General features: G+C 60.0%; 12 protein-coding genes and 1 pseudogene. 3 read left to right on the top strand and 10 right to left on the bottom strand.

The window, feature by feature from the left end; genetic code table 11:
• Window positions 1–7: 7 nt before the first annotated feature.
• The gene (locus GIW69_RS09135) at window positions 8–493 is read right to left on the bottom strand and encodes a 2-thiouracil desulfurase family protein (protein WP_236481934.1); all 486 of its coding nucleotides are present in this window, start codon (window positions 491–493) and stop codon (window positions 8–10) included.
• A 1-nt stretch (window position 494) separates the two neighbouring features.
• Window positions 495–1,127, bottom strand: a complete 633-nt coding sequence (locus tag GIW69_RS09130; RefSeq protein WP_236481897.1) for a 2OG-Fe(II) oxygenase — start codon at window positions 1,125–1,127, stop codon at window positions 495–497.
• A 108-nt stretch (window positions 1,128–1,235) separates the two neighbouring features.
• Here GIW69_RS09130 and GIW69_RS09125 point away from each other — a divergent pair, with 108 nt between their 5' ends.
• Window positions 1,236–1,988, top strand: a complete 753-nt coding sequence (locus tag GIW69_RS09125) for a DUF2059 domain-containing protein (protein WP_236481895.1) — start codon at window positions 1,236–1,238, stop codon at window positions 1,986–1,988.
• 127 nt (window positions 1,989–2,115) lie between these two features.
• Here GIW69_RS09125 and bipL read toward each other — a convergent pair whose 3' ends face one another.
• Entirely contained in the window at window positions 2,116–3,063 is a 948-nt protein-coding gene (gene bipL / locus GIW69_RS09120) for a phospholipase BipL (protein ID WP_236481893.1), read from the bottom strand.
• Between the two features lie 99 nt (window positions 3,064–3,162).
• On the opposite strand from bipL, the gene GIW69_RS09115 reads away from it, so the two are divergent.
• On the top strand, window positions 3,163–3,744 hold the full coding sequence (locus GIW69_RS09115) for a DUF6436 domain-containing protein (protein WP_236481892.1): 582 nt from the start codon (window positions 3,163–3,165) through the stop codon (window positions 3,742–3,744).
• Window positions 3,745–3,855: 111 nt separating this feature from the next.
• On the top strand, window positions 3,856–6,258 hold the full coding sequence (locus GIW69_RS09110; protein ID WP_236481890.1) for a penicillin acylase family protein: 2,403 nt from the start codon (window positions 3,856–3,858) through the stop codon (window positions 6,256–6,258).
• 166 nt (window positions 6,259–6,424) lie between these two features.
• Here GIW69_RS09110 and GIW69_RS09105 read toward each other — a convergent pair.
• The 7 genes and pseudogenes from GIW69_RS09105 to GIW69_RS09075 form a co-directional block, all read right to left on the bottom strand.
• A pseudogene (locus GIW69_RS09105) lies at window positions 6,425–6,684 on the bottom strand (AraC family transcriptional regulator); the annotation flags it as partial.
• An 18-nt stretch (window positions 6,685–6,702) separates the two neighbouring features.
• Window positions 6,703–7,593, bottom strand: a complete 891-nt coding sequence (locus GIW69_RS09100; protein WP_236481888.1) for an ABC transporter permease subunit — start codon at window positions 7,591–7,593, stop codon at window positions 6,703–6,705.
• Complete coding sequence (locus tag GIW69_RS09095; RefSeq protein WP_268946522.1) at window positions 7,590–8,510, bottom strand: ABC transporter permease subunit; 921 nt, start codon at window positions 8,508–8,510, stop codon at window positions 7,590–7,592. The genes GIW69_RS09100 and GIW69_RS09095 overlap by 4 nt, the downstream gene beginning before the upstream one ends.
• Entirely contained in the window at window positions 8,507–9,649 is a 1,143-nt protein-coding gene (locus GIW69_RS09090; RefSeq protein ID WP_236481886.1) for a polyamine ABC transporter ATP-binding protein, read from the bottom strand. Before GIW69_RS09090 ends, GIW69_RS09095 begins: the two co-directional genes overlap by 4 nt.
• A gap of 67 nt (window positions 9,650–9,716) precedes the next feature.
• Entirely contained in the window at window positions 9,717–10,814 is a 1,098-nt protein-coding gene (locus tag GIW69_RS09085; protein ID WP_496570906.1) for a polyamine ABC transporter substrate-binding protein, read from the bottom strand.
• A 186-nt stretch (window positions 10,815–11,000) separates the two neighbouring features.
• Window positions 11,001–12,113, bottom strand: a complete 1,113-nt coding sequence (locus GIW69_RS09080) for a polyamine ABC transporter substrate-binding protein (protein ID WP_236481884.1) — start codon at window positions 12,111–12,113, stop codon at window positions 11,001–11,003.
• 165 nt (window positions 12,114–12,278) lie between these two features.
• Window positions 12,279–13,643: an aspartate aminotransferase family protein gene (locus GIW69_RS09075; protein ID WP_236481882.1), complete on the bottom strand. Its 1,365-nt coding sequence runs from the start codon at window positions 13,641–13,643 to the stop codon at window positions 12,279–12,281.

The following is a 13,643-nucleotide window of genomic DNA, read 5'->3' as shown; positions in this document are numbered from 1 at the left end:
TGAATCTCTAGTCGAGTTGGGCCAGAGCCTGGGCGGCTTCGGGCAGTTCCAATTCACTGAACACCTGCACACCATGGCGTTTGAGCAACGCAGCCGTCACCCCCTCGCCGCCGACCTTCACGCCGCTGAACGTCCCGTCATACGTCTGTCGGTTGCCGCAGGACGGGCTATTGGCTTTGAGCACCGCGATCCGGATGCCGTGCCGTTGCACCCACTCGAGCGCCTGTTGTGCGCCAGACAAAAACTGCGCACTGACATCCTCGCCGTCCGTGGTGATCACCGACGCCAATCCGTCGAGCACCTCACCGCCCTGCCCGCCGGGAATCTCCGCCGCCGCGCGAGGCGTCGGCAAACCGCCGGCGACTTCCGGGCACAACGGCACGACCCGGCCTTCGCGGATCCATTGCTCCAGCAGATCAAATGGCCCGCTCGCCCCGCCGTCATAACGCACACGGTGACCGAGCAGGCAGCGGCTGACCAGAATCTTTTCCATCTCAGAACGGCTCATTGCCACGGCGCCGAAACCAGCCCGTCAGCGACAAACGTTCGCGCGTGGCGGGCATGACTTCGTGAGGCACCTGACCGGAAAGAAACACCACCAGACAGCCGCCGGTCGGCTGCACGTCGTAGACGCGGTCGTTTTCCAGGTACATGCGCAACTGACCGCCGTGCTCCGGCAGCCAGGCATCGTTCAGATAGATCACCGCCGAGACCATGCGCCGGTCGTCATCGCGGAAGCGGTCGACGTGCTTTTTGTAGAACGCCCCCGGTGGATAGAGGGCGAAATGGCATTCGAAATCTTCCAGGCCGAGGAACAGGCCGCGATTGAGCGCTTCGCGCAGGCTGTCCATCAGTCCCAGATAACGGTCGCTGGCCTCAGCCTCGCCGGGGTCGATCCACTGGATCTGATCGCCGCGAATGCCTTCGCGGATCTCTGAAAACGGCCCGCGCCCCACCGCCGCCGGTGCCAGTTCGCCCTCGGCATCACGTTTACGGCACTCGGCCGCCAACGCCCGGGTCAAATCCTGGGGCAGGAAGATGTTCTGCTGCGACCAGCCATGTTCGGCCAGGTCGTCGACAATGCGTAACAGCAGCGGGTGTTCAGAGGATATTGGCATGGCGCGCATAGTATGTCGGCGCCAGGAAATCCGACAGAGCCGCATGGCGGCTTGATACGAATTCTCGACAAGTACCGGCACCGCACGGAGAATAGTCGGCTGCTGACAGGAGTCCCTATGCGCCGTTTGCTTTTTTCACTGTTGATGTTCTGCGTTTTGCCCGCCTGGGCGGACGGCCACGATCAGTTGTACACGGTCGCCGGCTGGCCAGAACAACGTGCGCATTTCAACGATGCCTTGAGTGCTGCGCAACAGCGCTATCAGAACAGCTTGCCGCCAGCGGTGTTCCAGGCCCTGGTGAGCAACAGCAATCAGCGCTTCGGGCCGCAAGCCATGGATCAGCGCGCCAAAGCGCAACTGCGCCAGAACCTCGCCGACCCAAAACCCGCCCTCGCCTTTTTCCAGTCACCACTGGGCAAGAAAATCGTCGCCGCCGAGTTGCTGGCGACCCGTCGCGATCAATTGGCGAAAAACGCCAAGGGCTTGCCGAAGATGCCGGCCAGTGACAGCCGTCTGCTGATCATCGGCCATCTCGCTCAGGCCCTGCCCGCCCGTGAGGCCGGTGCCGAAGTCAGCCTGGCGATTGCCGGTGTCGCGGCGGACAGTTTGAGTTCGATGATTCCCGGCCTGCTCGGTGGTGGTCAGGCCCAAGGCATGCTGAATGGGCAGCGCCAGCGATTGATGGATCAGATTGGCGCCGACATGAACAACACCTTGTTGTATGTGTACCGCGATCTGTCGGACGAAGAGCTGGAAGAGTTTGCGACCTTTGCCGAATCCACCGAGGGCAAGGCTTACTACCAGGCGGCGCTGGCGGCGATTCGGGCGGGGCTGGCGGTGGGGCAAAGCACCTCGAACCTGAATCCGTAATTTTGTTGCTGACAGACCCCCATCGCTGGCAAGCCAGCCCCCACAGGTTCGGTGGTGTTCACAAATTCTGCATTCACCGCAGCCCCCTGTGGGAGCTGGCTTGCCAGCGATGAGGCCCGGAAAAACGCTAGAGATTCCGGCCCTTGATCCGCTTGCTCAGAAACTCGAAATACTGCGTACGCAACTCCACCGTCTCATTGGCCAGATGATGCCGCGCCGTCGGCAATAGCAGCACTTGCGGCCGATCAAACTTGCCGCGCAATACTTCCAGGTTGTGCCGCCAATCCACCGTCATGTCTTCCTGGCCCTGAATGATCAGAGGCCGGCGCGGGCTCTTCGGCGCGCTTTCCACTCGACCGATCCAGCGCTTCAACGCCCCCACCCACGCCGTTGGCAGGCGCAGCGGCTGCAACGGATCGGCCTGCAGGAACGGCAAAAAGTCCGGGTCATTGGAGTTCTCGCTGAAACGCCGGGCAATGCCTCGCACGAACGGCCGCAGCAGGTAATAACTCAATTGCGACCAACCCCACGCTCTTGGGCGCACCAGTGGCGCCAGCAGAATCAATTGACCCTGAGCCGGACTGTCGACGCCATGGTTGAGCACATGATCGACCACAATCGCCCCGCCGGTGCTTTGCCCGCACAGGTGCCACGGCTGCGGCAACGCAATGGAGTTCGCTTCAGCAAACAGGCCCAGCAAGGTGTCCTGATACTCGGCAAAATCACGAATGCTCGCCCGCGCGCCGCTGGACAATCCGTGACCCGGCAAATCGCAGGCGACCACGGCAAAGCCCTGATCCAGCGCCCACTCGATCACATGCCGATAGAGGCCGGTGTGGTCGTAAAAGCCATGGATCAGGAACAACGTGCCCTTGACCTTTTCCGGCCACCAACACTGGCTGACCAATTGATAACCGTCGACTTCGAAACGGCCCATGCCGCGCCACATGTCACGCCCTGGAAAATCTATCCGATAGAAGCACTGATACGCCTGCGCCTCGACCGACAGCGGCTGCCATTCGGCCAAGGGCTTGAGGCTGGCGCGCAAATGATCGGGGTCGAAACTGGCAGACATGAGGACATTCCAAAGCGGTAAACGGACTTTATCGGCCTGCGATATTCATCTGTCGCGGCAAGCATGGCAAGCTAGCCGGCCTTCGAGGATTGAAAAACCATGCGTTCGTCCTACCGCACCGCGCTGTTTGCCGGCCTGCTCGCGTTTGTATGCGCCGGCGTGTTGTGGGCGGCCTATGACTGGTTTCAGGGTCGCTACCTGCGCGCTTTCAGCGAACACACGGCGGTGTTTTCCGGTGATCCGCTGCGCCTGCCTGACGACCTCGCCGGCCCGGGCAATATCCGCCTCGTGCATTTCTGGGATCCTGCCTGCCCGTGCAACGTCGGCAATCAACAGCACCTCACAGAAATGGTTGAACAGTTCGGTGCCAAGGGTGTGGAGTTTTTCGCCGTGCAGAAGCCCGGCAGCCACGGCCAGTTGCCCGCCACCCTTAGCCATCTGAAACCCGTCGCCGTCTTGCCTGGCTCCGAGCAAATTCCCGCCAGCCCGGCCGTAGCGATCTGGGATCGCAGCGGCAAACTGGCGTATTTCGGGCCTTACAGCGAAGGCCTGACATGCAATGCCAGTAACAGTTTTATCGAGCCGATCCTGCAAGCATTAAACGAGGGTCGTGAAGTGAGTGCCACCCACACACTGGCGGTAGGGTGTTACTGCCCGTGGCCTGTCGACCCGATGAAATAGGCAAAACGCCGCAATATGAATCCCTCTTAGGGATGATGGGCCAACCCGGTCTGACGTGTTAAACAGTGATGCCTCAGGACAGCCGTCATTCATAAACAACAAGGAATCATCATGAAACGTAGCCTGACCGTTCTCGGTTTGCTGATAGTCGCCATTGCCGCCGGGGGTGGCTGGTACGTTTACAGCAAGCAACCGACGCGTCAGGGCTCGATGCAACTGCAACATCTGCAAAGCTCCGTCACCGTGCGTTATGACGAGCGTGGCGTTCCACATATCCGCGCCAATAACGAACCTGATCTCTACCGCGCCCTCGGCTATGTCCACGCCCAGGATCGGCTGTTCCAGATGGAAGTCCTGCGCCGCCTCGCCCGTGGCGAGCTGGCAGAAGTGCTCGGCCCGAAGTTGCTCGACACCGACAAGCTGATGCGCAGCCTGCGCATTCGCGAACGCGCTGAAACCTACCTGGCGAAGCTCGACCAACAATCGCCGGCGTTCATCGCCATGCAGGCGTATCTGGACGGCATCAACCAATATCAGGACAGCCACGCCAAACCCGTGGAGTTCGACGTGCTGGGCATTCCAAAGCGCCCGTTCACCGCACAGGACACCATCAGCATCGCCGGGTACATGGCCTACAGTTTTGCCGCCGCGTTTCGCACCGAACCCTTGCTGACCTATGTGCGCGATCAGTTGGGCGCCGATTACCTGAAGGTGTTCGATCTCGACTGGCAGGCCAGAGGCGTGCTGGACAACGCTGCCGCGCCGGCCCTCGCCAGCGGCGACTGGAAAGACCTCAACGCCCTCGCCCGTCTCAGCGAACAGGCCCTGGCCGACAATGGCCTGCCGCAGTTCGAGGGCAGCAACGCCTGGGTCGTCGCCGGCAGCCGCACCAAAAGCGCCAAACCGTTGCTCGCGGGCGATCCGCACATTCGCTTCTCCGCACCGTCGGTGTGGTATGAAGCGCAGCTGTCGGCACCAGGCTTTGAACTCTACGGCCATTATCAGGCGCTGATGCCGTTCGCCTCGCTGGGCATGAACCGCGACTTCGGCTGGAGCATCACCATGTTCCAGAATGACGACCTCGACCTGATCGCCGAGAAGGTCAACCCGGACAACCCCAATCAGGTCTGGTATCGCGGTCAGTGGGTGGACATGGTCAGCAGCGAGCAGCAAATCGCCGTGAAAGGACAGGCGCCGGTCACCCTGACGCTGCGCCAGTCACCCCACGGCCCGATCGTCAACGATGCCCTTGGCACCGCCGCCGGTAAAACCCCGATTGCGATGTGGTGGGCATTCCTCGAAAGCGAGAATCCGATCCTCGACGGCTTCTACCAGCTCAATCGCGCCGACACCCTGGTCAAGGCGCGCAGCGCTGCCGCAAAAGTCCAGGCGCCGGGCTTGAACATTGTCTGGGCCAACGCCAAGGGTGATATCGGCTGGTGGGCCGCCGCGCAGTTGCCCAAGCGCCCGGCCGGTGTCCGTCCGTGGTTCATCCTCGACGGCAGCACCACCGATGCCGACAAGGACGGTTTCTATCCGTTCAGCGCCAACCCGCAGGAGGAAAACCCGGCGCGCGGCTACATCGTCTCGGCCAATTTCCAGCCGCTGTCGCTGACGGGCATGGAGATTCCCGGTTACTACAACCTCGCCGATCGCGGCCAACAGCTCAATCGTCAGCTCGGCGACAAGGCCATCAAGTGGGATCTGGAAAACAGCCAGAAGCTGCAACTGGGCACCACCACCGCGTACGGCCCTCGCACACTTGCGCCATTGCTGCCGGTGCTGCGTGAGGTCGCAAGTGATCCCGCCGAGCTGAAACTGGTCGAGCAACTGGCGAAATGGCAAGGCGACTATCCGCTGGATTCGATCAGCGGGACGGTGTTCAACCAGTTCCTCTACGACTTGGCCGACGCGGCGATGCGCGATGAACTGGGCAATGATTTCTTCGAAACCCTGCTGTCGACCCGGGTGATCGATTCAGCCCTGCCGCGTTTGGCTGCGAGCGCCGACTCAGCGTGGTGGGACAATCGCAGCACACCGGCCAAAGAAACCCGCGCCGACACAGTGAAAACCGCGTGGCAGGCGAGCATGAGGCATCTGAAACAGGTGCTGGGCGACGATGCCGCGCAATGGCAATGGGGCAAGGCCCATACGCTGACCCACGCCCATCCGCTGGGGCAGCAGAAACCGTTGGAGCGGATTTTCAACGTCGGCCCGTTTGCCGTACCCGGCTCCCATGAAGTGCCGAACAACCTCTCGGCGAAGATCGGCCCGGCGCCGTGGCCGGTGACCTATGGGCCATCGACGCGGCGCCTGATTGATTTCGCCGACCCGACCCACAGCCTGACCATCAACCCGGTCGGCCAGAGCGGCGTGCCGTTCGACCGTCACTATGACGATCAGGCCGAGGCGTATGTCGACGGGATGTACATGCAGGCGCATTTCAGCGATGAAGAAGTGACGGCGAATACACGCAGTACGTTGAAGCTGCTGCCGGCGCGGGTGACCCAATAGATTTGTGATGTATGAACTGGCCCCATCGCTGGCAAGCCAGCTCCCACAAGGTTTTGCGTCGGGCACATTTGCGTGAACAACAGAAAACCTGTGGGAGCTGGCTTGCCAGCGATGAGGCCGTCACATACACCACAAAGTCTCAAACCATCGACGAAAAATTCTGCCGAAACTGCTGCGGCGTCACCCTGACCTCCCGCGCAAACACCCGGGAAAATTCCGCACGCTCATGTTCGCCGCATTCGCCAGATCCGCATTGGTCAGGTCACCCGTGAGATCGGCCAGCACGTAAAGCTGCACCATTGCCACCGTCGAAGTCGGTTCGGCATGCGGCGTGAGGAACGGGCTGAACTGCGATTGCCCGCCCGAGCGTTGCGTGAACAGCCCCAGCCGCTTGGCCTCCTGCAACGCCACGTTCACGCCGTGATCGCTCCCACATGGGTTGGCTTACGCCGCATCCGGCGCTTGCGCCCGGCGCACGTCCGGTTGCTTCCACGAATCGGCGGCGCTTTCCTCGATGGCTTGCTGGATGGCTTTCTTGCGCGATTCTTCGGCGCGACGGCTGAAGTACCAGACCAGAAATGTCACGATCGACACCGCCAGCAGAATCAGGCTCGCCACGGCGTTGATCTCAGGCTTTACGCCCAGACGCACCGCCGAGAACACTTCCATCGGCAGGGTTGTCGAACCCGGGCCGGACACGAAGCTCGCCAGTACCAGGTCATCCAGCGACAGGGCGAACGACATCATGCCGCCCGCCGCCAGCGACGGCGCGATCATCGGGATGGTGATCAGGAAGAACACCTTCCACGGCCGCGCCCCCAAGTCCATTGCCGCTTCTTCAATCGACAGGTCCAGCTCACGCAGTCGCGCCGACACCACCACCGCCACATACGCCGCACAGAACGTCGTGTGGGCGATCCAGATGGTGACGATGCCGCGCTCCTGCGGCCAGCCGATCATCTGCGCCATGGCCACGAACAGCAGCAACAACGACAGACCAGTGATCACTTCGGGCATCACCAGCGGCGCGGTGACCAGGCCACCGAACAGCGTGCGGCCCTTGAAGTGGGTGATGCGGGTCAGCACGAACGCCGCCAATGTACCCAGCGCCACCGCCGCCACCGCCGTGTAGCAGGCGATTTCCAGCGAGCGCACCACCGAGCCCATCAGTTGCGAATTATCGAGCAGGCCGACGTACCACTTGATCGACCAGCCGCCCCACACCGTCACCAGTTTCGAGGCGTTGAACGAGTAGATCACCAGGATCAGCATCGGCAAGTAGATGAACAACAGGCCGATGACCAGCATCAGGCTGGAGAAACGGATGCGCTTCATTCTTTACCCTCCATTTCCTTGGCCTGACTGCGGTTGAACAAAATGATCGGCACGATCAGGATCGCCAGCATCACCACCGCCAGGGCGGACGCCACCGGCCAGTCACGGTTGTTGAAGAACTCTTGCCAGAGCACTTTACCGATCATCAGGGTTTCCGGACCGCCGAGCAGTTCCGGGATGACGAACTCGCCCACCACCGGAATGAACACCAGCATGCAGCCGGCAATGATCCCGTTTTTGGACAGCGGAATGGTGATTTTCCAAAAGCTGTTGAAGGTGCTCGAACCGAGATCCGACGCCGCTTCCAGCAGGCTGTGATCGTGCTTCACCAAGTTGGCGTAGAGCGGCAGGATCATGAACGGCAGGTACGAATAAACGATGCCGATGTACACGGCAAGGTTGGTGTTGAGAATCTGCAGCGGCTCGTCGATCAGGCCCATGCTCATCAGGAAACCGTTGAGCAGGCCGTTGTTGCTGAGGATGCCCATCCACGCATACACGCGAATCAGAATCGCGGTCCAGGTCGGCATCATGATCAGCAGCACCAGCACCGTTTGCATCTCTTTACGGGCGGTGGCGATGGCGTAGGCCATCGGGTAGCCGATCAGCAGGCACAACACCGTGCTGATAAACGCCATTTTCAGCGAGCCGAGGTACGCGGCGATGTACAACTCGTCACCCGCCAGCAACGCATAGTTGCCCAGATTCAGCAGCAATTGCAGCTTCTGCTCGGCGAAGGTGTAGATCTCGGTGTACGGCGGGATGGCCACGTCGGCTTCGGCGAAGCTGATCTTCAAGACGATGAAGAACGGCAGCATGAAGAACAGGAACAGCCAGATGAACGGCACCCCGATGACCAGTTGGCGGCCACCGGGAATTATTCGATTGAGGCGGCGTTTGAATTTGCGCATGTTCATGAGCGAAGTACCACGCCGCTGTCGTCTTCCCACCACACGTAAACCTGATCACCCCAGGTCGGCCGCGCGCCGCGACGTTCGGCGTTGGCCACGAACGACTGCACGAGTTTGCCGCTCGGCAACTGGACGTAGAACACCGAGTGGCCGCCGAGGTACGCGATGTCATGCACCTTGCCGCTGGACCAGTTGTACTCGCAGGTCGGTTGATCAGCGGTGACCAGCAGTTTTTCCGGACGGATCGCGTAAGTGACCGACTTGTCCTGAACCGAGGTGCTGATGCCGTGGCCGACGTAGATCTGACGATCAAGGTCTTTGCAGGTGATGGTGGCGTGACCTTCGGCGTCGTCGATCACTTCGCCTTCAAAGATGTTGACGTTGCCGATGAATTCGCAGACCAGACGGCTGGTCGGGGTTTCGTAGATGTCGATCGGGCTGCCGATCTGGGCGATCCAGCCCAGGTGCATGATCGCGATGCGCTCGGCCATGGTCATAGCCTCTTCCTGGTCGTGGGTCACCATGACGCAGGTCACGCCGACGCGCTCGATGATTTCCACCAGTTCGAGCTGCATCTGCGAGCGCAGTTTTTTGTCCAGTGCGCCCATCGGTTCGTCGAGCAACAACAGCTTCGGACGCTTGGCCAGGGAACGCGCCAGTGCCACACGCTGACGCTGGCCGCCGGACAACTGATGCGGCTTGCGCTTGGCGTACTGACTCATCTGCACAAGTTTGAGCATCTCGGCCACGCGGGCGTCGACTTCAGCCTTGGGAATCTTGTCCTGTTGCAGGCCGAAGGCGATGTTCTGCGCCACGGTCATGTGCGGAAACAAGGCGTAGGACTGGAACATCATGTTGATCGGACGTTCGTACGGCGGCATGTCGGTGATGTCGACGCCGTCGAGAAAAATGCGCCCCTCCGTGGGCCGTTCAAACCCTGCGAGCATGCGCAGCAGGGTGGATTTGCCCGATCCCGAGCCGCCGAGCAAGGCAAAAATCTCGCCTTTCTTGATCTCCAGGGACACGTCGTCCACGGCAATCGTCTCGTCGAACTTCTTCGTGACCCGGTCGATTTTGACCAACACCTGTTTAGGTGTCTGGTCGCCCTCGAGGGCTTTCTTGTAGGCGCCGGAGGCAACTGCCATTTACGAAACTCCCAGAAAAAAGAGTGCAGTTCGCCCAAATGCTGACGAACCCAGGATAGTTTGTGCTTTATTTGCCCGTCTTGACCTTGGTCCAGCTACGGGTCATCAAACGCTGAATGTTCGGCGGCAATTCGATCGACACGTAGGTCTTGTCGAGCACGGCCTGCGGCGGGTAAACCGATTCGTCGGTGCGAATGGATTGCTCCATCAATTTGTCCGAAGCCGGGTTCGGGTTGGCGTAACCGACGTAATCACTGACCTGGGCGATTACCTCAGGTTTCAGCAAATAGTTGATGAACGCGTGAGCCTGTTTGACGTTGCTCGAATCCTTGGGGATCGCCAGCATGTCGAACCACAGCGCGCCGCCTTCTTTCGGAATCGAGTAGGCGATGTTCACGCCCTTCTTCGCTTCATCCGCACGGTTCTTCGCCTGGAAGATGTCGCCGGAGAAACCGATGGCCACGCAGATGTCGCCGTTGGCCAGATCCGCGATGTATTTCGAGGAATGGAAATAGGTCACATAAGGCCGTACGGCGAGCAGCTTGGCTTCAGCCTTTTTGTAATCGGCGGGATGGGTGCTGTTGGCATCCAGGCCCATGTAATTGAGCACGGTGGGCATCATTTCATCGGCGGAATCGAGGAACGCCACGCCGCAGCTTTGTAGTTTCTTGATGTTTTCCGGCTCGAACACCGCGCTCCAGGAATCGATCTTGTCGACGCCGAGCACGGCTTTGACTTTGTCGACGTTGTAACCGATGCCGTTGGTGCCCCACAGGTATGGCACGGCATACAGGTTGCCCGGATCGTTTTGCTCAAGACGCTTGAGCAGCACCGGGTCGAGGTTGGAATAATTCGGCAGCTGCGACTTGTCGAGCTTCTGGAACGCGCCAGCCTTGATCTGTTTGCCAAGGAAATGGTTCGACGGGACGACCACGTCGTAACCGGTGCGCCCGGCGAGCAGCTTGCCTTCCAGGGTCTCGTTGGAATCAAACACGTCGTAGACCGGTTTGATCCCGGTCTCTTTCTGGAAGTCGGCCAGGGTGGTCTCGCCGATGTAGTCCGACCAGTTATAAATATGCACGGTGCCGGCAGCCTGGGCACCGACAGCGATGGTCAGGCCGGCAGTGGCCAGCAGGGCATTGCGCAACGAAGAAAAAATAGGCAAGTGGAGGTCCTCTAAATTAGTTGGGCCCAAGTTGCCCGCGCTGCATGACAGCCGTGGCTGCCCGGCAACAAAACCGGCGCGCAACTTACCCTCGAAAAACCGATCCAGCAAAACTTTCTGTCATTTAATTGTTCCGCTGGCCGCCGTCGCAATGGCGACGGCCAACGGTTGCAGCCTCAAACCGGCTTATTTACCGGATTTGATCTTGGTCCAGCTGCGGGTGATCAGGCGCAGGGTTGCTGCATCCAGGTCACTGATCGCGTAGAGCTGTTTCTTCACTTCATCCGAAGGGTAGATGCTCGGATCGCTGGTGATGTCTTTGTCCACCAGCGCCGTGGCGGCCTTGTTGCCGTTCGGGAACCGCACGGCGTTGGTGATCTCGGCCATCACTTCCGGTTGCAGCAGGTAATTCATGAATTTGTAGGCCGCTTCGACGTTGGAGGCATCCTTTGGAATGGCAACCATGTCGTAGAAAGTCCCCGCGCCTTCTTTAGGAATGGTGTAGGCCAGTTTGACCTTGTCCCCGGCTTCCTGGGCACGCGTCTTGGACTGCTCCAGATCACCCGAGTAACCCACGGCGACGCACAGGTTGCCGTTGGCCAGGTCGGAGATGTATTTGGAGGAGTGGAAGTAGGCCACCGATGGACGCACCTTGAGGAACAGGTCTTCGGCGGCTTTCAGGTCAGCCTTGTCTTTGCTGTTGGTCGGCTTGCCCAGGTAGTGCAAGGCCGCAGGAATCATTTCGGTCGGTGCGTCGAGGAAACTCACGCCGCAGCTTTTCAGCTTCTCGATGTTTTCAGGCTTGAACACGATGTCCCAGGAGTCGATCTTGTCGATGCCCAAGGCAGCCTTGACCTTTTCCGGGTTGTAACCGATGCCGATCGAACCCCACATATACGGGAAGGCGTGCTTGTTGCCCGGGTCGCTGGCATCGCCAACCGCCTTGAGCAGATCTTCGTCGAGGTTTTTCCAGTTAGGCAGCTTGGACTTGTCCAGTTCCTGATAAACGCCCGCCTTGATCTGCTTGGCCAGGAAGTTGTTGGACGGCACCACGATGTCGTAACCGGATTTGCCGGCCAGCAGTTTGGCCTCCAGCGTTTCGTTGCTGTCGAAAACGTCGTAAACGACTTTGATGCCTGTCTCTTTCTCGAACTTGGCAACGGTGTCCGGCGCGATGTAGTCGGACCAGTTATAGACGTGCAACACCTTGTCATCCGCCTGAACCGCTCCCGCCATCACGCCCATCAGGGACATGGCGAGGAGAGTCTTGCCAGCAAGCTTTTTGCCTAATGCCTTCATGCGTTAATGCTCCAAATTTTTCTTTTTTGAACCACTGTGTTCTGCGACCGAAACCGGACAACGGGAACCGCGACTAGTCTGGCAAGATCCGGGGCGGACTTTCAAGGAAAGGCCGACGTTTCTGGCGGCTCCGAGCGACAGTTGCCTGCGCTCAGAGCCTAGCACTTAGCCCTGCAATGCACTCAGGGTCAGATCCAGGCACTTGCGCGCCTTGGTCAGCAACTCATCGATTTCCGCCTCGGTGATCACCAGCGGCGGCGCGATGATCATCGTGTCGCCCACGGCGCGCATGATCAGGCCGTTATCGAAACAGAACTGGCGGCAGATCATGCCGACGCCCTTGCCTTCGTAACGCTTGCGAGTGGCCTTGTCCTGCACCAGCTCGATGGCCCCCAGCAGACCGACCCCGCGCACTTCCCCCACCAACGGGTGATCGTTCAGCTCCCGCAGACGTTTCTGCAAATACGGTGCCGTTTTGTCGCGGACGTTCTCGATAATTTTTTCGTCGCGCAGGATGCGGATGTTTTCCAGGCCTACAGCCGCCGCCACCGGGTGACCGGAGTAAGTGAAGCCGTGGTTGAAATCGCCGCCCTCGTTGAGCACTGCAACCACCGAGTCACGGACGATCAGGCCACCCATGGGGATGTAGCCGGAGGTCAGGCCTTTGGCGATGGTCATCATGTCCGGTTTGAGGTCGTAGAAATCGCTACCGAACCACTCACCGGTACGGCCGAAACCGCAGATCACTTCGTCCGCCACGAACAGGATGTCGTACTTGGCGAGGATTTCCTTCACGCGCGGCCAATAGGTGTCAGGCGCAATGATCACGCCGCCGGCGCCCTGAATCGGCTCGGCAATAAAAGCACCGACGTTATCGACGCCGACTTCGAGAATTTTTTCTTCCAACTGATTGGCCGCCCAGACGCCGAATTCGTCCGGGGTCATGTCGCCGCCTTCGGCGAACCAGTACGGCTGGGCAATGTGAACGATGCCCGGAATCGGCAAGTCGCCCTGTTCGTGCATATACGTCATGCCGCCGAGGCTCGCGCCGGCCACGGTGGAGCCGTGATAACCGTTCTTGCGGCTGATGATGACTTTCTTGTTCGGCTGGCCCTTGATCGCCCAATAGTGGCGAACCATGCGCAACATGGTGTCGTTGCCTTCGGAGCCGGAACCGGTGAAGAACACGTGGTTCATGCCTTCTGGCGCGATGTCGGCAATCGACTTGGCCAGTTCCAGCGCAGGCGGATGCGCGGTCTGGAAGAACAGGTTGTAGTAAGGCAGTTCGCGCATCTGTTTGGCAGCGGCGTCAGCCAGTTCATCGCGACCATAACCGATCGCTACGCACCACAGGCCGGCCATGCCGTCGAGGATCTTGTTGCCTTCGCTGTCCCAGAGGTACACGCCCTTGGCGTTGGTGATGATCCGCGGGCCTTTCTCTTTCAGTTGTTTGAAGTCACTGAACGGGGCCAGGTGGTGATCGTTGCTGAGCGCTTGCCACTCACGGGTTTGCGGGTTGTTGCTGGTCAT

The organism is Pseudomonas syringae (assembly GCF_021605415.1).
GTDB lineage: Bacteria > Pseudomonadota > Gammaproteobacteria > Pseudomonadales > Pseudomonadaceae > Aquipseudomonas > Aquipseudomonas syringae_S.
The sequence above is the reverse complement of the archived record's forward strand: the minus strand, read 5'-3'. Positions and strand labels throughout refer to the sequence as shown.

What these genes read in the sequence shown, in the direction of transcription:
- GIW69_RS09135 (WP_236481934.1), bottom strand. Translation starts at nt 493, where the DNA reads ATGGAAAAGATTCTGGTCAGCCGCTGCCTGCTCGGTCACCGTGTGCGT.
- GIW69_RS09130 (WP_236481897.1), bottom strand. Translation starts at nt 1,127, where the DNA reads ATGCGCGCCATGCCAATATCCTCTGAACACCCGCTGCTGTTACGCATT.
- GIW69_RS09125 (WP_236481895.1), top strand. Translation starts at nt 1,236, where the DNA reads ATGCGCCGTTTGCTTTTTTCACTGTTGATGTTCTGCGTTTTGCCCGCC.
- bipL (WP_236481893.1), bottom strand. Translation starts at nt 3,063, where the DNA reads ATGTCTGCCAGTTTCGACCCCGATCATTTGCGCGCCAGCCTCAAGCCC.
- GIW69_RS09115 (WP_236481892.1), top strand. Translation starts at nt 3,163, where the DNA reads ATGCGTTCGTCCTACCGCACCGCGCTGTTTGCCGGCCTGCTCGCGTTT.
- GIW69_RS09110 (WP_236481890.1), top strand. Translation starts at nt 3,856, where the DNA reads ATGAAACGTAGCCTGACCGTTCTCGGTTTGCTGATAGTCGCCATTGCC.
- GIW69_RS09100 (WP_236481888.1), bottom strand. Translation starts at nt 7,593, where the DNA reads ATGAAGCGCATCCGTTTCTCCAGCCTGATGCTGGTCATCGGCCTGTTG.
- GIW69_RS09095 (WP_268946522.1), bottom strand. Translation starts at nt 8,510, where the DNA reads ATGAACATGCGCAAATTCAAACGCCGCCTCAATCGAATAATTCCCGGT.
- GIW69_RS09090 (WP_236481886.1), bottom strand. Translation starts at nt 9,649, where the DNA reads ATGGCAGTTGCCTCCGGCGCCTACAAGAAAGCCCTCGAGGGCGACCAG.
- GIW69_RS09080 (WP_236481884.1), bottom strand. Translation starts at nt 12,113, where the DNA reads ATGAAGGCATTAGGCAAAAAGCTTGCTGGCAAGACTCTCCTCGCCATG.
- GIW69_RS09075 (WP_236481882.1), bottom strand. Translation starts at nt 13,643, where the DNA reads ATGACCAGCAACAACCCGCAAACCCGTGAGTGGCAAGCGCTCAGCAAC.